The following is a 22,516-nucleotide window of genomic DNA, read 5'->3' on the forward strand; positions in this document are numbered from 1 at the left end:
CGGTCAATACGTCAGCTTCGGATACCAGTTGGTGCCGCGGCCACCGGGCGTCATGTCGAGGATCGTCCAAAGCGGCATCAGATCGGGCGCGCCGCGCGCATCCTGACGGGGGTCCGCAGTCTCCGGCCCCATCTCGCCGGCCCAGAAATGCCGCACGACGCCGCCCGTATTCGTGAACACATTGAGTGCGGGAACATCGTCGCCAGCGGGATCTTCGAAGCCGTAGACGCGATTGAACGTGTTGCCGCCCGATGAATAGAGCCGCAGATGCCGCCAGCCGCGCTCGCGTTTGAACGCGACGAGCCGCTCGATCGGCGAGCGGGCGACCACCGCGAACGCGACGCGCTGCAGGATATCGGGCATTTCGCCGTCCCACGCGCTCAGCAGCGACGTGCACATCGGACACGGCCGCTCGCGTTGCGGCCCGAACATCCAGTTGTAGATGACGAGCGTGTCGTGCTGGCCGAACAGTTGCGACAGCGTCACCGGGCCCGCTTCGCCCTCGAAGCGATAATCCTCGGGCACGATCCCGCCCGGCGGCAGGGCGCGGCGTTGCGCGGCGACGCGCTCGATCATGCGGCGCAGTTCGATCTCCTCGGCCAGCAACGCATTGCGCGCGCGTCGATACTCGGCGCTCTCGCCGGGAAAGCGCGGGGGCAGGTCAGCCAGTTCGCGCGCCGGTTTCAGCGTTTGCATTGAGGCGTTTACGTCGTTCATCAGCCATCTCCTTGTGAGAAATCGTGAGAAAAACGGACGGAAGGCCACCGAGCGTCCGGCTTGCCGTCCCTCCTGTAGCGACGACGAATCAGACTGCGGAAAATCGACGGGCCTGGCGACGTTTTTCCGAAGTGATGGTTCGCGGCGGTTGTGGCGGCCGTTTGGCGGCGCCCTCGTCACGCGTCACCGCGCGGTATGCTTGCGCCACATGACACGCGCGCCGCGCACGACGTGGCCGCCCTGGGGAACGCACATGCCGCTTCGTCTGCCACCCCTGCCCGCGCTTCGCTTTTTCGAAGCGGCCGGCAGGCATCAAAGTTTCAAGCTCGCCGCCGCCGAGCTGAACGTCACGCCGAGCGCGATCGGCACGCAGCGTCTGCCCAATCATCGCGCGGATCGGCCGATCGCAAACGGCCAACCGCGATTGCGCAGCACCTTCAGTTGCGGCTACTTGTTCGGCGCGTGCGCCGCAGCTTTCGGCACACGGCCCATCAGATAGAACTCGTCGTTCGGACGCATCGAGATCACGTTCGCCATCCGGTTCGATAGCCCGAAAAACGCCGTGATTGCCGCGATGTCCCAGATGTCTGCGTCGGTAAAGCCGTGGCCGCGCAGCGTCTGGAAGTCGTCTTCGTCGACCGTGCCCGACGCCCGGCATACCTTCAGCGCGAAATCGAGCATCGCCTTCTGGCGCTCGGTGATGTCGGCCTTGCGATGATTGACCGCGACCTGATCGGCGAGCAACGGCGCTTTTTCGTAGATGCGCAGAATCGCGCCGTGCGCGACCACGCAGTAAAGACAATCGTTGACCGCGCTCGTCGCGACCACGATCATCTCGCGCTCACCCTTCGTGAGACCGCCTTCCTTCAGCATCAACGCATCGTGATAGGCGAAAAACGCGCGGAATTCGTCGGGCCGATGCGCGAGCGTCAGAAACACGTTCGGCACGAAGCCCGCTTTCTCCTGCACTTCGAGAATGCGGGCGCGGATGTCTTCGGGCCACTCGCCCGGCTCGGGAACCGGGTAGCGGCTGATGGGCTCGAGCGTGGCCATGAGTGGTCTCCGTGATTTCTGCCAAGGTATGCCAGTCATTTTAGCCATGCGCTTTGGCGGCCGCTCGCGTCCGACATGTCCGCTCGATCCCGTCCGACATTGCCGCCCGGATCGTCTAGACTTTCAGTTCGGCATGCGTGAAGCCGCCCCGCACGGCGGCGACGAAAGGAGCGACCATGTCAAACACGACGCACGATGCACGGGCCCCTGTCGTCAAGGTGCGCCCGGACCAGGCAATGGCGACGGCCCAGCGGCTGCCCTATTTCGTCGGTATTTCGGCTGGCACCGCAGGCACGACCGGCCTGTCGATGTATATGGTCGTGGTGCCGCCGGGCGGCCATGCGGAGCCGCACTATCACGCCGACTACGAGACTGCGATCTATATGCTCGAAGGCCGGATCGAGACGCGCTATGGTCCTGGCTTGCGTGAGTCGGTCATTACCGAGCCGGGCGACTTCCTGTTCATTCCGCCGGGCGTGCCGCATCAGCCGTTCAATCTCGACGCAAGCGTCGCGGCCCGGGCGATCGTCGCGCGCAATCATGCGGACGAGCATGAACAGGTGGTGCCCTATGATCCGTCCGGGGATGCGTGAGCCGCCCCGCACCGTCTGGACGCGCGCTGTAGGGCGGCTTCGATGCCGCATCGACGGTTTCTAAAAATGAATTGACGGCATCTTTAGCTCGTATATGCTTGCCATAGGGCGATCGCGAGTCGGCGTTCGAAAATTGGTGAGTACTGTTTAGCAGCGCTTTCTGTCGATCAACCCGTCCGAAACAGATCGTTTCCATACCCTCAACTACGCCAGTCGAGTGTCATCGTGAGAGTCCGAGGCCCTTTGGTGAATTGGAATCGCAGTCAGGCGCGCGGCATTTGCGCTGACGGCGCCATCGCCGACGGCAGCAACGGCAGCCTTGCGTTACGTCGCTTTCTGTCCGTCATCACCGTCCTGTCGCGTCGTTGCGTTCGACGTCGCAACGTCCTCTCCGCGCGTGCGTTCATAGCCGTGCGCACAGACGAAGTCGCTTCGCTGCTGCCGTAGCGCCTCTCTCCCTTCGTCTCTTTCCACAGCCCGATTCATTCGTTTGCACGCGCTTTTCGCGAGCTGCTTGCTTGCGTCCGCGCGGCGCTGACTGATTACCGCGCATCGCGAGGGCTTCAATCGAACCGCATGATCCTCTGAATGGAGGCGTGGGATCGACACGTCTATCCGTTATGCAAAACGAACCCGAAACAGAGAGAACCATCATGCATGACATCGACGACTTTCTGAAAAAGCATCACGTCACCGAAATCGAAGCGATCATTCCTGACATGGCCGGCATCGCGCGCGGCAAGATCATCCCGCGCAGCAAGTTCGAATCCGGCGAGTCGATGCGCCTGCCGCAGGCGGTGATGACTCAGACCGTGACCGGCGACTACCCGAAAATCGATGCGCTGACCGGCGTCACCGACCCCGACATGGTGTGCGTGCCCGACGCGAGCACGATCAGGATGATTCCGTGGGCGGTCGATCCGACCGCGCAGGTCATACACGATTGCGTTCATTTCGACGGCACGCCCGTCAACATCTCGCCGCGCTGCGTATTGCGCCGCGTTCTCGATCTGTACAGGGCACGCGGCTGGAAGCCCGTGATCGCGCCCGAGCTTGAGTTCTATCTGGTCGACATGAATCGCGACCCCGACCTGCCGTTGCAGCCGCCGGTCGGGCGCACGGGTCGCGCGGAAACTGGCCGCCAGGCGTATTCGATCGAAGCGGTCAACGAGTTCGATCCGCTATTCGAAGACATTTACGAGTACTGCGACATGCAGGAGCTCGAAGTCGACACACTGATTCACGAAGTCGGCGCCGCGCAGATGGAAATCAACTTCATGCATGGCGATCCGCTCAGACTCGCCGACAGCGTGTTTCTATTCAAGCGCACCGTGCGCGAAGCGACATTGCGTCACAAGATGTACGCCACTTTCATGGCGAAGCCGATGGAGGGCGAACCGGGCTCGGCGATGCACATGCACATGCACATGCACATGCACATGCACATGCACATGCACCAAAGTCTCGTCGACATGGAGACCGGCCGCAACCTGTTCGCCGCCGCGGATGGCGAACCAACGGCCCTTTTCAGCGGCTATATCGCCGGCCTGCAGAAATACACGCCGGCGCTGATGCCGATCTTCGCGCCTTACATCAACTCGTACCGGCGGCTGTCGCGTTTCATGGCCGCGCCGATCAACGTCGCGTGGGGTTACGACAATCGCACGGTGGGCTTCCGCGTGCCGCATTCCGCGCCGGTTGCGCGCCGCATCGAGAACCGCATTCCGGGGGTCGATTGCAATCCGTATCTGGCGATTGCCGCGACTTTGGCGGCGGGTTATCTCGGCATGACGCAGCGGCTCGCCGCAACTGAACCGTTGGCGAGCGACGGCTATGCGTTGCCCTATCAATTGCCGCGCAATCTCGAAGAAGGCCTGACGTTGATGAGCGCGTGCGAGCCGATCGCCGAAGTGCTCGGCGAGCAGTTCGTCCGCGCGTATCTCGCACTGAAAGAGACCGAATACGAAGCGTTCTTCCGCGTGATCAGTTCGTGGGAACGCCGGCACTTGCTGCTGCACGTCTGAGTGCTGGCACCCAATCGGTCAACAGAAACCTTGAAAAGACGGAGGCACCATGAGCTATAAAACTGAAGACGCGATCGATGAGGAAAAGCCCGACGTCAGCGTCAGCGGTACCGGCAGGAACGACGCACTTGCATGGGCAGCGCCCTCACGCAGCACCGCCGATTACCGTGCGCTCGATGCCGCGCATCACATTCATCCGTTCTCGGATATGGGCTCGCTCAATCGCGCGGGCTCTCGCGTGATCGTCAAGGCTCGAGGCGTGTACCTGTCGGACTCGGACGGCAACAGGATCATCGACGGCATGGCGGGACTCTGGTGCGTGAATGTCGGCTACGGCCGCAAGGAACTGGCCGACGCCGCCTACCGGCAAATGCGGGAACTGCCCTACTACAACACGTTCTTCAGAACGACGCATCCGCCGGTGATAGAACTGTCCGCCCTGCTGGCCGAACTGACACCGCAGCCGTTCACGCACTTCTTCTACTGCAACAGCGGCTCGGAAGGCAACGACACCGTGCTGCGCATCGTCCATCAATATTGGGCGGCGCAACGCAAACCGAGGAAGTTCGTGATCGCGCGCAAGAACGCTTACCACGGCTCGACGATCGCTGGCGCCACGCTCGGCGGCATGGCCTATATGCATGAACAGATGCCGTCGAAAGTCGAGAACATCGTGCATATCGATCAGCCTTATTTCTTTGGCGAAGCGGCAAGCGACCAGACACCGGAAGAATTCGCACTGGCCCGCGCGCAGCAACTGGAAGCGAAAATTCTCGATCTCGGCGCGGACAATGTCGCCGCGTTTATCGGTGAGCCTTTCCAGGGAGCGGGCGGCGTGATCTTTCCGGCCGCGACTTATTGGCCCGAAATCCAGCGCATTTGCCGCAAGTACGAGGTGCTGCTCGTCGCGGATGAGGTGATCGGCGGCTTCGGCCGAACCGGCGAATGGTTCGCGCATCAGTACTTCGGCTTCGAGCCGGATCTGATCACGCTCGCGAAGGGACTGACGAGCGGTTATGTGCCGATGGGTGCCGTCGGCTTGCATGATCGCGTCGCTCGCGCGCTGATCGGCAACGGCGACTTCAATCATGGCTTCACCTACTCGGGGCATCCGGTCGCCGCAGCCGTCGCGCTCGCCAATCTGAAGCTGCTGCGCGACGAGCGGATCGTCGAGCGCGTCAAAGCGGATACAGGTCCGTACTTTCAGCGGAAGCTGCGCCAGACTTTCGCCGGTCATCCGATCGTTGGCGAAATCAGCGGCGCGGGTCTCGTTGCGGGAGTGCAACTCGCTGAGGAGCCGCTTCGGCGCAAGCGCTTTGCGAACGGCGGCGATGTCGGTGCCATGTGCCGCGATTTCTGCTTCAACGGCAATCTGATCATGCGCGCGAGCGACGACCGGATGCTGCTGTCGCCGCCGCTCGTCATCAGCCGGCTGGAGATCGACGAAATCGTTTCGAAAGCCAAAACCGCGATCGATGCAACCGCGCGGGAGCTTGGCGCGCTATAGCGGTGTGCGGTTGCGCCTGTGCTGCCAATTCACTCATTACGTTGGTCTTCCGGACGTTCAAAGCATGCCGGATCGGTCGATATTTTCCACGCGCGCCGTTACTATTCGACGATGGCGCCGCATTGGGCGCCGCTTCTTTTATCCGTCTGGCGCATCACAGGACCACCCATGACCTCACAAATCGTTTTACTTCCTGGCCTGCTCTGCGACGACGCAGTGTGGGCCGACCAGCGCGGCGCGCTCGGCGCGTGCTTCGTGGCCGACTATGGCACGCGCGACTCGCTCGGCGCGATGGCCGATTATGTGCTCGAGTCGGCGGAGGGAGACCGTCTGCTGGTCGCGGGTCATTCGATGGGAGGACGGGTCGCGCTCGAAGTGTTTCGACGCGCACCGGAGCGCGTCGCCGGACTCGCGTTGCTCGACACCGGCTATACGGCGCGCGCCGCCGGCGAGGCCGGCGAAAACGAGTGCGCGCAACGACTGAGACTGCTCGAGATCGCACGCACGAAAGGCATGCGCGCAATGGGCAAAGAGTGGGCCCCAGGCATGGTCAACGCCGATCGCCACGATTCCGAAGTCTACGAGGCGGTGCTCGACATGATCGAGCGAAGCACGCCGGACCAATTCGCAGCGCAAATCCGCGCCTTGCTCGATCGTCCCGATGCGACTGCCCTGCTTCGCGACATCGAGTGCCCGACGATGATCGTGTGCGGCCGCGATGACCAATGGAGTCCCCTCGCCCGTCATGAGGAGATGCACGCGCGGATTCGCGGCTCGAAGTTGCGCGTGATCGAACGAAGCGGTCACATGTGCACGATGGAGCGGCCCGACGATGTGACCGAGGTGCTAGTCGAATGGGCGCGCTGGGCGACCGGTTCTGGATCGGCTCGCTGATCTGCGCGAGGTTCGCGTGGCCTTCGCCGGCGAAGGCCGCCTGCATGGCTTACCGGTTTGCGGCTTTGCGGGGTCTCGAGCCGTTGGCATGCGATGTCGGCAATGCACCGGCTGCCTGGACGTGAGTCGCTTTCCGCTGATCAACTTTCGCACGAGGTCCTTCAGCTATGAACGAATACTGCATGTTCAAGGGAAATCTGCTGCGCGCAGCGCCTTTCAAGGATTCTTATGTGGGCAGTCCGCACTATGTGATTACAGTGTCCGGCACCGACGATACGCCGTTCAATATCGTCGTCAATTCGGCTTCGACGCAACCGGACGCAAGCGGTAACGACGACGTCTACTTCTATGCCGATCTGAACTTTGCCGATCCGCTAACCGCCAAACTTCAAGCATTGAAGCCTGGTCTCTACACCAGCGGCTTTCCGCGGCTCGATTACTTCCAGGACAGCAGCCTGCTCGACATCCACCGGATGCGGCCCATTCCCTACGAGGATCAAAACGGCAATCGCGCCGACGTCAACGACATCATCGACGAAATCCTGACCATCGACGAAACCCAACCGTCGCAAAGCCTGCCTTTCGACAACGGCAGCGGTCAGTTGCATAACCGCGACTTCTGGACACCGAGTTCGCCCGGCATCGTGGTCTATGGATTCGGCTTTCTGTTTCTGCCGAAAAAGGACGGACTTCACGAGACCCACATGAATCAGGGCAATCCGCCCGGGCCGCATTACGCCGAAAACGGCGCATTTCAGGACGGCGCGGTGATCGTGCAGCGCGCCGATGGATTTGCCGCCATATTTACCGCGTTTCAGACGCAGTATCTGCCGACCAATGCAAGCGGGGATCCGGTTGCGAACGCAGTGGCGTTGCCGGATTACATTCTGGGGAAGTAAAGGCGCGGCTCATTGGCGGCTCATGGCGGCCTCGCCCGGCCGCCTTCTTCACGTTTACCCGATGATTAGAATTTAACGGCTATTTATCAATAAATTCTCATGCTAGATTCCGTCGCGATGCGTGCTGCGTCGTGACGCAGTCATTGCATGCAAGGTCGTCTGGAGAACGAAACAAGGAGAGCCGCATGTGGGTTTTGATGGGCGTGCCGATCGTAGTGCTCGGCTTCGCATTGCGCTTCAACGCGCTGCTGGTGGTCACGGTCGCGGGCGTCGCCACCGGCATGGCCGGCGGCTTGCACACAGTGGAGATCGTGAGCGCCTTCGGCAAGGCGTTCGCGGATAACCGCTACATGGGCCTGATCTGGCTCACGCTGCCGGTGATCGCGCTGCTCGAACGCAACGGTCTAAAGGAACAGGCGCGGAATCTGATCTCGCGCCTGCATGCGGCCACCGCCGGCCGCGTGCTGATGCTCTACTTCGTCATCCGCCAGGTGACGGCCGCGCTCGGCCTCACCTCGCTAGGCGGTCATGCGCAGATGGTGCGTCCGCTGATCGCGCCGATGGCCGAAGCGGCCGCCGCCAACCGCCACGGCGACTTACCCGATCAGGTTCGTCAGCAGATTCGCGCGAACGCGTCGGCGGTCGACAACATCGCCGTGTTCTTCGGCGAGGACATCTTCATCGCGATCCAGTCGATCCTGCTCATCAAGGGCTTTCTCGAACAGAACGGCGTCGCGGTCGAGCCGCTGCACGTGTCAGTGTGGGCGATTCCGACCGCAATCGCCGCGCTCCTGATTCACATGACCCGGCTGATCCTGCTCGACCGCAACCTGTCGCACAAGATGAGCGCGTTCAGACTGAGTGCGGCGCGATCATGATCAAGCTCGAATCACTCTATGTACTCGCCGGCCTGATGTTCGCCGCGTTCGCGCTGTTCAATCTGCAGGACCGTACGAACCCGCGGCGCGTCGTCAACTTTCTGTTCTGGGGAATTTACGCGGTCACGTTCCTGCTCGGCGGAGAGCTGCCGCACTTCGTGACGGGGTGCCTCGCCATCGCGCTCGCGTTGATCGCGGGCTCCGGCAAGCTCGGCAAAGACCGCAACGACAGCAACGGCGAGGCAACCGCCTCGCGGCGCGAAGCGAACGTGCAGCGCTTCGGCAACCGGCTGTTCATTCCGGCACTGCTGATTCCGGTCATCACGCTGGCCGGTACGCTGACGCTCAGATACGCGCCCTTTATAGAACCGAAGAACGTCACGCTGATTTCGCTCGTTCTCGGCACGGTGGTCGCGTTCGGCGCGGCGCTTTTCATGTTGCGCGACTCGCCCGTGCATGCGCTGAAGGACGCCCGGCAAACCATGGATACGGTGGGCTGGGCCGCGATTCTGCCGCAAATGCTCGCCGCGCTCGGCGCGCTGTTCGCGGTCGCGGGCGTCGGTCACGTGGTGTCGGATCTCGTGAAAGCGTGGATACCGGCCGACTCCGCATTCGCGGTCGTGGCGGCCTACACGTTCGGCATGGCGATCTTCACGATGATCATGGGCAATGCGTTCGCCGCGTTTCCGGTGATGACGGCCGGCATCGGCCTGCCCTTGATCGTGCATCAGTTCAACGGCAATCCCGCGATTCTCGGCGCGATCGGCATGCTGTGCGGTTTTTGCGGCACGTTGATGACGCCGATGGCCGCGAACTTCAACATCGTCCCCGCCGCGCTGCTCGAACTGAAGGACCAGAACGGCGTGATCAAGGCGCAATGGCCGACCGCTTTACTATTGCTGATGGTCAACACCATACTGTTGTACGTGTTCGCATTCCGCTTCTGAGGAGCCGCCGATGACCACCCAGCTCACCCTCGAACTCGCGTCGAAATTCGCCAAAGTCGCGCTCGGCCACCTCACTCGCGAATACCCGAACAAGCTCACGCACGCGCTCGCCGGGCCGCAGGACGTGCAGGGTCCGCGCGCATTGCATCCGATCTTTTACGGCAGCTACGACTGGCATTCGTGCGTGCACGGCTACTGGCTGATCCTGTATCTGCTCGAACGCTTCCCCAACTTGCCCGAGGCCGCCCGCATCGTCGCGGTGGTCGACGAGCATTTCACCGGGGCGAACGTCGCCGGCGAACTCGCGTATCTGGACCTGCCGCACAATCGCGGCTTCGAGCGGCCGTATGGGTGGGCGTGGCTGCTCGCGCTAGGCGCGCAGCTGCAGTCGCTGAAGATTTCCGACGCGGCGCGCTGGGCGAAGGCGTTCGCGCCGCTCACCGAGGCGTTCGTCGGCCGCTTCGAGGAGTTCCTGCCGAAGGCGACCTACCCGCTGCGCGTGGGCACGCACTTCAACATGGCGTTCGCGCTCGCGTTGACACTCGATTTCGCGCGGCAAACCTCGCGCGAATCGCTCGAGGCGCTGATCGTCAGCACCGCGGAGCGCTGGTATCTGGACGACGTCGCGTGTCAGGCGTGGGAGCCGGCCGGCGACGAGTTCCTGTCGCCCGCGCTGATGGAAGCGGAGTTGATGCGGCGCGTGCTGCCGTCTGCGCAGTTCACCGACTGGTTTGGGCGCTTCCTGCCGGACCTCGGCGCGAAAAAGCCGGCGACGTTGTTCGAGCCTGTCACCGTGACTGACCGCAGCGACGGCAAGATCGCGCATCTGGACGGCCTCAATCTGAGCCGCGCCTGGTGCCAGCGTTCGCTCGCGCGTGCGCTGCCCGCGGGCGACGTGCGTCGCACCGTGCTGTTCGATGCGGCCGAGCGTCATCTGCACTGCGCGCTGCCGCACGTGGCCGGCGATTACATGGGCGAACACTGGCTCGCCACATTCGCGACACTGGCGCTCGAAGCCTGAGCGAAATGAACGATCTTTGAAGAAGCAATGCCGTGGTGGTTGGGGCGCTTCGCTACGAAGCGCCTTTTCATTGCCCGCTCAACAGCCCCTTCCCGCGGCGGTAAAATCGCGCAAGGCGATTGCGCCGCTTAAAAGGTGGAAGTTTGACTGAGTTCGAGCAGGGTTTCATTTTGACCCGACATTGGCGGGACACCCCGGCTGGCACGGAAATCGAGTTCTGGCTGGCCACAGACCACGGGCCGCGTCACCTGCGCCTGCGCCCTCAGCCGTCCGTCGCCTTTATCCCGACCGAACATCGCGGGCGCGCCGAGACGATCCTGCGCCGCGACGCGCCGCTCGACCTGCGGCCGCTCGAATTGTGCGATTTCCAGCATCGGCCGGTCAGCGGCCTTTACTGTTCACAATACCGGCAATTGAAGGGCTTCGAGAAGCGCCTGCGAGAAGGCGGCGTGGATGTCTACGAAGCGGATATCCAGCCGCCCGAGCGCTACATGATGGAGCGCTTCATCACCGCGCCGGTATGGTTCAGCGCTGAGCCTCAGCACAATGGCCCGTGGCTGAACGGCGAACTGAAACCGGCCAACGATTATCGTCCGCCGCTCAAACTCGTGTCGCTCGACATCGAAACGAGCGCGCATGCCGAGCTGTATTCGATCGCGCTCGAAGGCTGCGGCGAGCGCCAGGTGTATATGCTCGGGCCGCCCAATGGCAACCTGACCGACCCGAGCGCGCTCGGCTTCCGGCTCGAATACTGCGAAACTCGCGCACAGCTGCTCGAAAGTCTGATCGCGTGGATGGAACGACATGATCCCGACGCAATCATCGGATGGAATGTCGTGCAGTTCGATCTGAAGGTACTGCAACAACATGCCGAGCAGTATGGGGTGCCGCTGCGCATCGGCCGAGGTGGCGCGGTGATGGAGTGGCGCGAGCACGGCACCACGCGCAATCATTTTTTTGCGGGCGTCGCGGGTCGTTGGGTGATCGACGGCATCGAGGCATTGCGTTCGGCGACGTGGAGCTTCCCGTCGTTCAGCCTCGAATACGTGTCGCGCTCGGTGCTCGGCGAGGGTAAGGCGATCGACAATCCCTACCAGCGCATGGACGAAATCCAGCGCCGCTTCGCCGAAGACAAGCCCGAGCTCGCGCGCTACAACCTGAAGGACTGCGAGCTCGTCACGCGCATCTTCGCGAAGACCGACCTGCCGCCGTTCCTGCTCGAACGCGCGACCGTGACCGGCCTGCCCGCCGATCGCAGCGGCGGTTCGGTCGCGGCATTCACGCATCTGTACATGCCGCGCATGCATCGGCAGGGCTATGTCGCGCCGAATCTCGGCGACGTGCCGGGCGCCGCGAGCCCCGGCGGCTTCGTGATGGATTCGCGGCCGGGCCTCTACGATTCGGTACTCGTGCTCGACTACAAGAGCCTCTATCCATCGATCATCCGCACGTTTCTGATCGACCCGCTCGGTCTCGTCGAAGGCATGCTGCATCCCGACGATGAGCATTCGGTGCCCGGCTTTCTCGGCGCGCGCTTCTCGCGCACGCGTCACTGTCTGCCGTCGATCGTCGCGCAGGTGTGGCAGGCACGCGAAGCGGCCAAGCGCGAACACAACAAGCCGCTATCGCAGGCGCTCAAGATCATCATGAACGCGTTTTATGGCGTGCTCGGCTCGACCGGCTGCCGCTTCTTCGATCCGCGGCTCGCGTCGTCGATCACGATGCGTGGCCACGAGATCATGCACACGACGCGTGAGCTGATCGAAGCGCAAGGCTACGAAGTGATTTACGGCGACACCGATTCGACCTTCGTATGGCTCAAGCACGCGCATGACGAGGAGGACGCCGCGCGCATCGGCCGGGCGCTCGTCGAACGTATCAACGCGGCGTGGCGGCAGAATCTGCAGGAACGCTTCGGCATCGACAGCGCGTTGGAGCTGCAATTCGAGCGGCACTATCGGCGCTTTTTCATGCCGACGGTGCGCGGCGCAGAGGAAGGCAGCAAGAAACGCTATGCAGGTCTAACCATCTTGCCGGACGGCCGCGAAGACGTGGTCTACAAAGGCCTGGAAACCGTGCGCACCGATTGGACGCCGCTTGCCCAGCAGTTTCAGCAGGAGCTATACCGGCGCATCTTCAAGCAGCAGCCGTATCAGGATTATGTGCGCGACTATGTGCGCGATACGCTCGCGGGCCGGCTCGACGATCAACTCGTCTATCGCAAGCAGTTGCGCAGACCGATCGACGCTTACGAGCGCAACGTGCCTCCGCACGTGCGCGCGGCACGCGTCGCCGATGCGTTCAATCGCCAGCAGGGACGGCCGCTGCAATATCAGAACGGCGGCTGGATCAGCTACGTGATGACGGTGGCCGGCCCCGAACCGCTCGAAACGCTGCGCTCGGCAATCGACTACGAACACTATTTGACGCGGCAATTGCAGCCGGTAGCCGACGCGATTCTGCCGTTGCTGCGCGACGATTTCACGACGCTGATGTCGGGGCAGAAGCAGTTGTTTTGATCTGAATAGATTGCAGGTACCAATACGACGCACTCTCAATTCGACCACGCTTAGCACCACCTATGAATCCGCCGCTGCTTCATATACAGAGGTTGCGTGCGATCCCGACGGCCGCTGTACCGTGGGAGGCCGCGTCCAGACGGACGGCGGGAGACCCGTATGACGGGGGCACTAGTCGCCGTTGGCATCGACGGGGAGAGCTTCGTGTATTGCACAGATAAGACGAACCGGGCCGGACATGCCGTGCAGCATGCGTTCACGATTCACGAGGTTTCGCGACCATAGGCGGTGGTTTGCCTGATTCATGATATGGCGGCAGGCCCATTCCGGCCTGACGCGCTGGCAGACATTGCCCGCCCCGCGCGATGCGCACTGGTAGTTTCAGTGCCGCTAGGGCAGGAGTAGGTTCAACCGATGGCGGTCAAATGCGATCCACATAGCCAGGATCGGTTAAATTTTTCTGTCTTGACCTGACCGGTGGCAGACAGTGATTCGACCTCGTGATCGCCGAAGCCGCCCCTATGTCATCACTCCAGGCGACTATGGACGAATTGCCTACTTCACCACGGCCGACGACACATCCGCTTGGTCAGACTGCGTCATATGCACGGCGAAGGTGCATCCGGGTCGATGCGGGATGGCTGATCATGTCGAACACGAAGAGGTAACCCATGGTTGACGGTGAAGAGCACCTGATTCTGATTCTTGATTTGAAATCCGGCCAACACCATTCGAACACTGTCCTCTCTGACGCATTCTAAAAATCGCGGGTTGTCCACGCGATTGGCGGCGTCTGCATCGGCACTTGACCTCACCCTTTATTGTCCTATAGTGCCATTTGATCCGCCTTGCAAAGATGGTGGCGGCGTTGTGCGATATCCCTGAATCTATACCCCAACAATCTGCAACGACAGGAGAAGATGCATGAAAGCAATCCACGCCGTCAGACTGGTCAGCGCCGCCCTTCTGATTACGGGTTCAATTCATGCCTATGCACAGGCGAGCGAGGCTGCTCCGGCTACTGCCCCGACCACAACGTCCGAAGCCCGAGCGCATTACAGGTCAATGAAAGCAGCGAACCGGGCGCTCCAACGTCAGGTTCGTTCGGCACTGGTGAAAGATAGGAGCATCTCAACGTCGAATATCACGGTTCGCGCCCGTGATGGTGCGGTCACGCTCCAGGGCAGCGTACCGGTTCAGGCACAAAGCGACCGGGCGACCGAGGTGGCGAAAGGCGTACCTGGCGTAACTTCCGTCAAGAACGCGCTATCGATCCGCCCTGTCGGGACCTGACGCAGTGCAAGACCAGACTGTACGGGAAGGCCGATGGTCTGCCTGTGCGTCACATCGATGGCCTAGGCATTCCGTGCTCGACTGGCGATCATGAATGCCTCTCGTGGCGACGCGCCGGCTGACAAGTCGGCCGTCGCTATGTAGAAATCTTCTCGAGTTCAAGCTCTTTCGTCTTCGATTCCATCAAGCCGATCGCCAGCCTCACGACGATCACCCTTTTGTGTTCGAAGCGGTCGCTGATAGCGGGCACGATGATCGGATGGAGCGGCGCGATCACGCTCGAATCCGGCAGCTTCGTCGTAAACGCATCTTTCCGACAATGCGACTCGACAAAGAGGCTGCATTGCACCGCCTCTTCTCCACGATGAAAACAACATGCACGGACCTGCCGCACACGCCGACGGTACAGGTCCGACAGCGCAATGAGGCAAGTCGCTTGCTGATTACCAGCTGAACCGGTACCCGGCATTGCCATTAAAACCGTGGGCAGTCTGTCCACCGAGGCTATGACCGTAGTTGATGGCGGCGTAGAACTTGCCCCGCTTGCCAAACGTCGCAGTGAGGCCAAGGCCAGCCTCAATCCAGGTACGGGCAAAGTTCACGCTGAACGGTGTCTCACCTACCGTGGTTTGCCCCGGAGCGAGGAAATCATGCAGCAGATTGGCGGTGAAATAGGGCCTCGCCTTACTCGTACCGCTCGCGTTTTCCATGTCATCCGTGATGATGCGAAATCCGACCCGTCCACGCAGCGCGTTTGTCACCGTTGATGAAATCGCGGAAACGTTGTCGTTGAATGCGCCGAGGTTCATGTACTGGTACACGAGTTGCGCCTGCGGCTCGAACGCCACTGGCAAGCTGGCCATCTGGAATGGCCTGCCGATCTCCTCGGAGACCGCCAAGGAATAACCGTCCTGGCCCGGTGTATTGCCACCGTTGTCGTTGTACCGGTTGTGATAGTGCGCAACCTGCGCAACGCTGTCCGAATAGGCCCCGTTCGCCAGATAGCGGGTGAAGTAACCACCAAGCGCCTGAATCTGCGTCTGCGCGGAGCCTGTCGCCGTATTCAAGCCCGCTTCGCCGCGCGGCGCATCGGAGAACTGTGTGGATGCATTGCCAAAGGTAGCCGTGATACCGGCATGCGTGCTGTCTCCGATCGAAGAAGCACTCAAGGTCCAGTCCCTGCCGAACTGCGCAAAGACGCTCCGTTCGTCGGCCGAGAAACGGCTCAATGCGTTCGTCTCCGTACTCCATGCGTAAATGCGCCCCCACACGCCGTTGGCATTAACATTCCCACCAGACGGGCGCACGCTATCTGGCACATCGCCGACGCGCTGATGGAGCCGACCCAGCATCGCGAAACCGTAGTTCACGTTGAGCCGCGGCGTCATGACGTAACCCACCGTTCCCGGACGGTAAGCGACAGGCGCATCGATAGCAGGCGCTGCCGGACCGTCCTCCCCGACGTGCGAATGAGACGGATCACTTTCGTCATCAGCCTGGGACGGCGGCGGACTCTCGAGGGTCGACCGCAGATACCAGTTCCCGCTGGATGCATCCGCGTTCACGCCGCCCTTGTACAGGGTGTACTGGTACGCTCCCGCCTGAATTTCTCCGACCTGGCTGAACTGGCCGTTTGATGCACCGTCAACCTGGATGACCTTGATACCGTCGCCCGTGGTCTGTGCACCCAGGCCACCTGCGTTGGTAACCTGCACGCCGGTACTGCCGGAAGTCGAACCCGCGACATGCAAGAGGTCCGTCAGCGAAGACGAATCGCCCAGCTCCGTATTCATTGCCAGCAAGCCGCCATTGCCCGCATAGTCGCCGGTCACGTTCAGGGTTGTTCCAGCCGTCTGGCCGAACCGGATCGTCCCGCCATTGCCGAGCCCAGCAACCGTCTGGCCAAACCCGTTCAGGTCCAGCACCGCGCCGCTATTGACGTTAAAGCTCGATGCAGGACTGAAGACGTTTGCCGCTCCCGCCTGGAGAATGCCCGCGTTGACGCCTGTTGCACCCAGGTAGGTGCCCGCACCCGTGAGGGTCAATGTCCCGCTGCCAGTCTTGGTCAGCGATCCGGGTCCGCTCAGCGGGGCATCGAACGCCGCGGCAAAGCCGTTCGTGTCGAATGTACCGCCGCCAGCCAGCACCGCACTGTCGGCGTTGACCTGCGCGGGCGACAGGAAACGAACGGTCCCGCTGTCCAGTGTGAGAGAGGTCAGGTTCGACGGGCCGGTCACGTTCCAGACCGAGCCGTTCTGCAGCGTGGCGTTGAGCGTCGAGGTGGAATCGGCATGGGTCGTACCGTTCAGGGTCGAGGCATCCGCGACGACATTCAGGACACCGTCATTCACGGCCTCCAGTGCGCTTTTCCCTGCCGTCACGGTCGAACCGGTCAGCGTCGCGTCCAGCGTCGCATCGGCCACAAGCAATCCGTCACGCTGCGTCGATGTCAGCGTGCTGTCGATAATGTTCGCGATGGCCGGGGCGGTCGTGTCGAGATAGGTCACATCGAGTGCATCGGAATCTGCGCCGCTTGCCGACAGGGTGCCGTTCGAGAACGACAGGCTGGCACCGCCCGCGAGATAGGCAGCCGGCGCATTCGCGCCGCTGGTACCCACGTCCAGTCCGCTCGCGACAATGGTCGGGGCATTCGTGCCAGGATCGCCGGAAGTCGCGGACATACCCGCCACCAGCAGGCCGGCAGACTGATCCCCCGCTGTTCTGATGGAGCCGCCCTGTACGCCGATCTGCGCGCCAAAGGCCGATTCCGCACCGAAACTCCCTGCGCCCGTCGTGCTGACGGTGACATTCGTCGCGTTCAGCGTCGCATTGTTCGATGCGAGCAATCCAAACGAACGGTCGCCCAGCGTGGTCACCGAGCTGTTCGATATGAGCGTGGTATCGGAGGTCGATCCATCGCCAATGACGCCCCGCGAACCGATCTGCACACCGTGGGAACCATTACCGGTGGTGGTGATCGAGACGTCATCCAGGGTCATCAGGCCGCCCGCCTGATTGTAGGCGCCTGCGCTCGCGGCCCCCGAGGTTAGAACCACGGTGCCGCTTGCTGACAGATCGGCGCCCGATCCGATGTTGTAGAGCCCGTAGGCATTCGACCCGGTGGTGGTCACGCTGCCGCCCTTGACCGTCACGGTGCTGTCGTTATTGGCCTGGACGCCCGCAGCCCAGTTGCCCTCTGTGTGTACCGATGTGTTCTCGAGCGACAGGACTGCATTGCGTGCGAAAGCGAAGGCGCCGTTTGCCTGATCGCCCGTGGTACTGATAACGCTGTCAGTCAGAGAAACGTTCCCACCGTCGGATGCATAGACTCCATGCGCCCCTCGTCCGGCTGTGAACAGCGTCACCTTTGATCCGTTCACGACACTGCGGTTGCTTACAAGCACTGCATGCTGGTTCGCGCCCGATGTCGTGTAAGTCCCGGAAATGGCCTGTGTTGAACCGTCACTGACCGAAAGCGCCTGTGCATGGGCAAATGGGGAAATCAGCAGCGCTACGGCGACGGCAGTGCTGCGCCGGGGAAAAGGCGCTCGCACCAGATGCATAGCATGACTAAGCGACAGGCGTGCTGCAGGGTAATCTTTATTGCTCATTTTCTTCTTCATCTCTATTTATGATCCGGAAAACTTGAGTCCAGAACCAGGCCGAACCGCGGCCTATTTCATCGTCCCCGGAGAGGAGAATCACCGGGCAGGGCGGCGCGGAAAAGCCGAGCCACCCTGCCCACGATTCTTCAGCTTTTCTTTCGAGATACAATCAGACGATGCCGATTGTCACTTGCGGAACATCATGGGTACTTCGCGCCGTCGGTTATCGGCAAGTGAAGTTCTCGCTCCCGCCTTGCGCGGCGTCAGCGAGAAGCGCTGAGGCGTCAGTAGGAGGAGCGTCCCTCACAGCGCATCGTGAAAGATGATGCCAACCGTGTGCCGATGTCCCGAGCGCAAGCGGCTCACGCCATGCCGCAGATTCACGCGATACGGCCCGCGCGTGCCCTGCACGGGGCGGCTGTTCACCGTGAACACGACCGCGTCGCCCTTCGCGAGCGGCACGACTTCGGCGCGCGACTGCATGCGCGGACGCTGCTCGGTCATCACGAACTCGCCGCCGGTAAAGTCGCGTCCCGGCTCCGACAGCAGCACTGCAACCTGAAGCGGGAACACGTGCTCGCCGTACAGGTCCTGATGCAGGCAGTTGTAGTCGCCCTCGCCGTATTGGAGGATCAGCGGCGTCGGACGCATCTGGCCGGCGTCATGGCAGCGTCGAATGAAATCCGCGTGCTTCGGCGGATAACGCACGTCGATGCCCATCGCCTGGTTCCAGCGGTTCGCGACCGGCACGAGGTGCGGATACAGGGCGCCGCGCATAGCGCCGACGAGCGGCGGCAACGGATACGCGAAGTACTTGTATTCGCCGCGGCCGAAGCCGTGGCGCGCCATGACGATTCGGCTGCGATAAAGCTCGTCATGTGAATAGAGCGCGCTCAGCGCGTCGCATTCGTGCGCTGTCAATAGTTGCGGCACGGCGGCGCAGCCGTACTGATCGAGTTCTCGTTCGACCTGTGACCAGTCGAGTGCGTCGATGCGCTGTTCGATCGTTTGCGTGGAGGTGGTTGCGGGCAGCGCCGCTTCATATGCGTTCATCGTCGATGAGGGGCGGACAGGCCCGCTGCCCGCACCATGAAAGTATCTCCATGACGTTAGTGTACGAGGGCAGTAACGGCAAAACACTCCGGGTCTTGCGGTCAAATTCGGCGGGGCTGCGCGGATGGACGATTCACGCTACGCTGTGGGTCTCGTTGCGGCCGCATTTGCCAGGCCCATCGCACTTCATTTCGCCAGGGACAACCATGAAACAGCAGCTCACCATCGATTTTGTTTCCGACATCGCCTGCCCGTGGTGCGCGATCGGCCTGTCATCGCTGCAGCTTGCGCTCGCGCGGCTTGAGGACAAGATCGACGCACGCATCGTCATACATCCGTTCGAACTGAATCCGCAGATGGGACCGGACGGCGAGGATATCGTCGAGTATCTCGGCAAGAAATACGGGCGCACGGCCGCGCAGATTGCCGAAACGCAGGCGATGATCCGCGAACGCGGCGCGAGCGTCGGCTTCGATTTCGGTCAGCGCACGCGCACCTACAACACGTTCGACGCACACCGCCTGCTGCATTGGGCCGGCCTGAAGGGCCAGCAGTTGCCGCTGAAGCTCGCGCTATTGCGCGCGTATCACTCCGACGGCAAGAATCCGGGCAATCATGACGTGCTCGTCGAAGCGGCACAATCGGTCGGGCTCGACGCCAGCGAAGCGCGCGACGTGCTGGAGAGCGGCGCGTACGCCAGTGAGGTGCGCGAAGCGGAAAAGAACAATCAGGAAATGGGCATTCAGTCGGTGCCGTCGATCATTTTCGACCGTCGCTATCTCGTGACGGGCGGACAACCTGTCGAGCAATTCGTGCAGGTGATCGAGGAGATCATGGCGAAACAGGCGGCGTAGGAACCCACCCATTGGAGCGAAGACAGCCTGGGCTCAGTGCTCAGGCCGTTGCCGGCGCGTGCAACAGGTTTTTCTAATCCGATCGCACGCGCCTTAAGAACGGCTTACAAGTAGCTGCAAACGTAGTCGAGCGTCTCGACCACGTCGATGTCGAAGCGGCTCTTGCCCGGCACCGAGAACGATTCGCCCGCGCCATAGGTCTTCCACTCGTCGCTGCCGTCGAGCCGAATGCGGCACTGGCCTGCCTGCACTTCCATCAGTTCCGGCGCGTCGGTGCCGAAGTTGAGCGTGCCGGGCAGGATCACGCCGAGCGTCTTGCGCGTGCCGTCGGCGAACAGGACGGTGTGCGAGACGCACTTGCCGTCGAAGTACACGTTGGCTCGTTTGACAACAGAAACCTGGTCGAATTGCGTTGCAGCCGTCATGGCGGTCTTCCTCTGGGTCATCGTGAATGGAAACGTGGCGGCCCGGTGGGCGCGGCAGACGGCGCGATGCGCGCATGCCGCCCGCGCGGGGCTCCGGTCCGGGCGCGAGCCCGCCATCATACAGGCTATTGATGGCGGCAATACGGTAAACCCCGCCAGAACCCTATCGGCATTCAAGAATGCTGTACTACTCCCGATCGTGCTTTTTCCATAGTCCGCCAGGGAAAGGAGGGTGTGTGAGAAGAGACCGTGCGAGCAGAATAATCGGCGCAATTGCCGCGGCAGTGATCGCAACCGGCGCGGCGACCTGCGCGAATGCGCAAACCGGCGGCGGCATGCCGAACGGCGCATCCGCGCAAAGTCAGTCCATCTCGGCGTCACCGCCTCGCAATAGACCTGATAGCGAACTCGCGCGTGACGTGCGGCGCGCACTGTCCCGCGCACCGAATCTGCATTCAACGGGGATCCACGTGCAGGCGCGCCACGGCGTCGTGACGCTGACCGGTTGGGTACCGCAGCGCCAACAGGTGCAACGCGCCGGTAGTGTCGCGAGATCGGTGCGCGGAGTCAGACGGGTGAATAACCACCTGAATGTGCGCACAAGAGGCGCCAGCGGCCATTAGCGCAAAGCGATTGAGAAAAAGCACTCAGTTTGACGCGAATGGGCCAGGCTGAGTACTTTCCATCGACCATTCAAATCATGCGCGCGAGCATTCGCCGCGGCGCGCTATTCTTGCGAAACGCCGCCACGACTCGTCGCAATACCTCAACGCCACATCCGATAGCCGTAGACCGGAGCACGATACGCGTATACGCGAGGCTGCGCCCAATAGACCGGCGGACGATAAACCTGATAAGCGACAGGCGCCGCCGGTTGAATTACGGTTTCAACGACCGGCGGCATTTCCTCGTATTGCGGCTGCGGATAAACCGGCACGTACTGCACGGGCGGTTGCGGATAGTCCTGCCGCACGTAGAGCGGCTGGTTGTCCGCATAGACGGGTTGCATCTGCGCGTAGGCCGGCGCCTGCTGGTATTGCATTGGCGGCGGCGCGTATTGCGGCTGCTGGTAAGCCTGCTGGTATTGCTGTTGCGGCGGCTGTTGCGGCACCTGGCGTTGCGCGTACTGCGCCGGCTGCGTCCGCTGAGGCTGCGGCGGAATGCTCGTGTACTTCGAGTTATCGTCTTCGGGGACGCCTGGCGGCAGCGGCGGCACATCGACCCGCGCGACGTCGGTCCTGGCGGGCTTGCGCTGACCGTGATTGTGCGCGTCGATCATTGCCTCGTAGTCGGCCTGATCCTGTTTGCCGCGATTGATATAGCCGTTGCGATACGCGCGGGCCACGTCCGACATCTTCGCATTCGGATCTTCCTTCATGCCGTCGGCGTTCACCTTGTACTCGTTCGGACTGAGCGAGCCGGGCGGCACCTCTTCTTCGGACGCATACGCCGCTTCGGGTCCGTCGGCCCACGCTGGATAACACTGCAGCGTCAGCGCCGAAGCGACCGTCGTCACCCCGAGCCCCCAAAGCGTCGTTGTTCTCATGATCCACCTCGCGGCCGATTAAGAGTATTGAAAGCCGAAATATTTACTTGCACGACTGGCTATTTCTCCGCGCGCGCAATTGTTATTTTCTAGCACATTCTTTTGACGTCGGCATCATTTTTTCTTTGAAGATGAGCGGTGTAGCGCACGAGTGCCACTGCCGGTCCCGCCAGGATATGGGAGAAACCCTGAGAGTCAATCTTGCCGAACTGGATCGCCCCGCACGCCGGCATCGCAAGCGCGGTGGGCCGATTATTTTCGCCCTGAATGACGCGGTACCGTGGCAGCGTTTAACGCGTGCAGCCGTGCCAAGCGCTGCGCGACAACTCGGCTTTCCCTATTGCGCAAGCCGCCGATCTCTGCTCGTGCGAAAGCCAAACAATTCGCATAATTGGCGGCCCGCAATTAACCGGAATAGCTTTTGAAAGTTTCGCGAGTTTCAATCCGCTTTTACGCGCGGCACCCGCTTTTCTGAATACGCCCAGTTCAATCCGGTACCGGAGACAGCCAATCAAGGCGCGTGGGCAACGCGGATGATCGCAGGCACCGTTCGGCTAGCCCGCGAAGGCCGGCCAAGCGCACTGACCGTCCGCCTGGCGCGCCCCGGGAACGCGCCATGCTAGTGAAGAACAACGGGCTAGCGCGCGCCAGCGCGTCTGCCGTGCTTTTGCGCGTCCAACGGCGCCGG

General features: G+C 62.0%; 20 protein-coding genes and 1 pseudogene. 14 read left to right on the plus strand and 7 right to left on the minus strand.

Translation table 11 applies throughout. The features are described from left to right. Positions 1-3: 3 nt before the first annotated feature. On the minus strand, positions 4-717 hold the full coding sequence (locus LJ655_RS01845; RefSeq protein ID WP_230559553.1) for a DUF899 family protein: 714 nt from the start codon (positions 715-717) through the stop codon (positions 4-6). Between the two features lie 253 nt (positions 718-970). Between LJ655_RS01845 and LJ655_RS01850 the strand changes: the two are divergent. After that, a pseudogene (locus LJ655_RS01850) lies at positions 971-1,126 on the plus strand (LysR family transcriptional regulator); the annotation flags it as partial. Between the two features lie 38 nt (positions 1,127-1,164). On the opposite strand, the gene LJ655_RS01855 reads toward LJ655_RS01850, so the two are convergent. Beyond that, a complete protein-coding gene (locus LJ655_RS01855; protein WP_230559554.1) occupies positions 1,165-1,770 on the minus strand; it encodes a peroxidase-related enzyme in 606 nt (201 codons plus the stop codon). 176 nt (positions 1,771-1,946) lie between these two features. On the opposite strand from LJ655_RS01855, the gene LJ655_RS01860 reads away from it, so the two are divergent. The 11 genes from LJ655_RS01860 (at position 1,947) to LJ655_RS01910 (ending at position 14,345) form a co-directional block, all read left to right on the plus strand. After that, a complete protein-coding gene (locus tag LJ655_RS01860) occupies positions 1,947-2,363 on the plus strand; it encodes a cupin domain-containing protein (RefSeq protein WP_230559555.1) in 417 nt (138 codons plus the stop codon). Between the two features lie 225 nt (positions 2,364-2,588). Further along, positions 2,589-2,810 (plus strand): hypothetical protein, encoded by a 222-nt coding sequence (locus LJ655_RS01865; RefSeq protein ID WP_425605759.1) that lies wholly within the window; start codon positions 2,589-2,591, stop codon positions 2,808-2,810. A gap of 206 nt (positions 2,811-3,016) precedes the next feature. After that, positions 3,017-4,387: a glutamine synthetase family protein gene (locus tag LJ655_RS01870; RefSeq protein ID WP_230559557.1), complete on the plus strand. Its 1,371-nt coding sequence runs from the start codon at positions 3,017-3,019 to the stop codon at positions 4,385-4,387. A gap of 49 nt (positions 4,388-4,436) precedes the next feature. Further along, entirely contained in the window at positions 4,437-5,894 is a 1,458-nt protein-coding gene (locus LJ655_RS01875) for an aspartate aminotransferase family protein (RefSeq protein ID WP_230559558.1), read from the plus strand. A 168-nt stretch (positions 5,895-6,062) separates the two neighbouring features. Next, positions 6,063-6,788 (plus strand): alpha/beta fold hydrolase, encoded by a 726-nt coding sequence (locus tag LJ655_RS01880; protein WP_230559559.1) that lies wholly within the window; start codon positions 6,063-6,065, stop codon positions 6,786-6,788. Between the two features lie 167 nt (positions 6,789-6,955). Further along, a complete protein-coding gene (locus LJ655_RS01885; RefSeq protein ID WP_230559560.1) occupies positions 6,956-7,687 on the plus strand; it encodes a DUF2278 family protein in 732 nt (243 codons plus the stop codon). Positions 7,688-7,872: 185 nt separating this feature from the next. Then, complete coding sequence (locus LJ655_RS01890) at positions 7,873-8,565, plus strand: DUF969 domain-containing protein (RefSeq protein ID WP_230559561.1); 693 nt, start codon at positions 7,873-7,875, stop codon at positions 8,563-8,565. Next, positions 8,562-9,512 (plus strand): DUF979 domain-containing protein, encoded by a 951-nt coding sequence (locus LJ655_RS01895; protein ID WP_230559562.1) that lies wholly within the window; start codon positions 8,562-8,564, stop codon positions 9,510-9,512. The genes LJ655_RS01890 and LJ655_RS01895 overlap by 4 nt, the downstream gene beginning before the upstream one ends. Before the next feature lie 10 nt (positions 9,513-9,522). Continuing rightward, positions 9,523-10,533: a DUF2891 domain-containing protein gene (locus LJ655_RS01900; protein WP_230559563.1), complete on the plus strand. Its 1,011-nt coding sequence runs from the start codon at positions 9,523-9,525 to the stop codon at positions 10,531-10,533. 143 nt (positions 10,534-10,676) lie between these two features. Continuing rightward, the gene (locus LJ655_RS01905; RefSeq protein WP_230559564.1) at positions 10,677-13,052 is read left to right on the plus strand and encodes a DNA polymerase II; all 2,376 of its coding nucleotides are present in this window, start codon (positions 10,677-10,679) and stop codon (positions 13,050-13,052) included. Positions 13,053-13,976: 924 nt separating this feature from the next. Then, on the plus strand, positions 13,977-14,345 hold the full coding sequence (locus tag LJ655_RS01910) for a BON domain-containing protein (protein ID WP_230559565.1): 369 nt from the start codon (positions 13,977-13,979) through the stop codon (positions 14,343-14,345). Positions 14,346-14,481: 136 nt separating this feature from the next. On the opposite strand, the gene LJ655_RS01915 is transcribed toward LJ655_RS01910, so the two are convergent. The 3 genes from LJ655_RS01915 to LJ655_RS01925 form a co-directional block, all read right to left on the minus strand. Beyond that, entirely contained in the window at positions 14,482-14,814 is a 333-nt protein-coding gene (locus tag LJ655_RS01915) for a hypothetical protein (RefSeq protein ID WP_230559566.1), read from the minus strand. After that, a complete protein-coding gene (locus tag LJ655_RS01920; RefSeq protein ID WP_230559567.1) occupies positions 14,789-17,968 on the minus strand; it encodes an autotransporter family protein in 3,180 nt (1,059 codons plus the stop codon). The genes LJ655_RS01915 and LJ655_RS01920 overlap by 26 nt, the downstream gene beginning before the upstream one ends. A 285-nt stretch (positions 17,969-18,253) precedes the next feature. After that, a complete protein-coding gene (locus tag LJ655_RS01925; RefSeq protein ID WP_230559568.1) occupies positions 18,254-19,003 on the minus strand; it encodes a 2OG-Fe(II) oxygenase in 750 nt (249 codons plus the stop codon). A 206-nt stretch (positions 19,004-19,209) separates the two neighbouring features. Here LJ655_RS01925 and LJ655_RS01930 point away from each other — a divergent pair, with 206 nt between their 5' ends. Further along, positions 19,210-19,857, plus strand: coding sequence for a DsbA family oxidoreductase (locus tag LJ655_RS01930; RefSeq protein WP_230559569.1), 648 nt, complete (start codon positions 19,210-19,212; stop codon positions 19,855-19,857). 104 nt (positions 19,858-19,961) lie between these two features. On the opposite strand, the gene ppnP is transcribed toward LJ655_RS01930, so the two are convergent. Next, the gene (gene ppnP / locus LJ655_RS01935) at positions 19,962-20,282 is read right to left on the minus strand and encodes a pyrimidine/purine nucleoside phosphorylase (RefSeq protein WP_062138011.1); all 321 of its coding nucleotides are present in this window, start codon (positions 20,280-20,282) and stop codon (positions 19,962-19,964) included. Between the two features lie 335 nt (positions 20,283-20,617). On the opposite strand from ppnP, the gene LJ655_RS01940 reads away from it, so the two are divergent. Beyond that, entirely contained in the window at positions 20,618-20,905 is a 288-nt protein-coding gene (locus LJ655_RS01940; RefSeq protein WP_230559811.1) for a BON domain-containing protein, read from the plus strand. Positions 20,906-21,048: 143 nt separating this feature from the next. Here the strand turns inward: LJ655_RS01940 and LJ655_RS01945 are convergent, their stop codons facing one another. Continuing rightward, complete coding sequence (locus LJ655_RS01945; RefSeq protein ID WP_230559570.1) at positions 21,049-21,828, minus strand: hypothetical protein; 780 nt, start codon at positions 21,826-21,828, stop codon at positions 21,049-21,051. Positions 21,829-22,516 lie beyond the last annotated feature (688 nt).

The sequence above is a fragment of the Paraburkholderia translucens genome (genome assembly GCF_020881035.1).
GTDB classification, from domain to species: domain Bacteria; phylum Pseudomonadota; class Gammaproteobacteria; order Burkholderiales; family Burkholderiaceae; genus Paraburkholderia; species Paraburkholderia translucens.